The following is a 287-nucleotide window of genomic DNA, read 5'->3' as shown; positions in this document are numbered from 1 at the left end:
ATGTTGCTGTAGACGTCGATGCGGTCGGCGTCGGGGCGCTCGGCCGCGAGGGTGGGGTAGTCGACGCCGTAGTACGGCCGGTCGGCGCGCGGGAACGCGGTGATCGCGCGGCGCGCGTGGTCGGCGACGTAGCTCACGTCGTCGGGGAAGAACGACTGGTACTGCTCGTGCGACCGGGCGGCGACGTTCGCCCACCACAGGAAGGTCTGCGGCACGTCGGTGCGGTTGTGGAGGCGCACGTCGAGCTCGATGAGCGATGATCCCGGGCGCAGTCGCACGCCGTGGAC

Annotated in this window: 1 protein-coding gene; it reads right to left on the bottom strand. The window is 70.7% G+C overall.

All coding sequences use genetic code 11. The features are described from left to right. Positions 1-287 (bottom strand): DUF5107 domain-containing protein (locus PUW82_RS15075; RefSeq protein WP_274223132.1); only part of this gene is annotated, 287 nt, incomplete at both ends.

Source organism: Microbacterium thalli (assembly GCF_028737325.1).
Lineage (GTDB): Bacteria > Actinomycetota > Actinomycetes > Actinomycetales > Microbacteriaceae > Microbacterium > Microbacterium thalli.
This window is presented reverse-complemented; position numbering and strand designations above follow the sequence as displayed.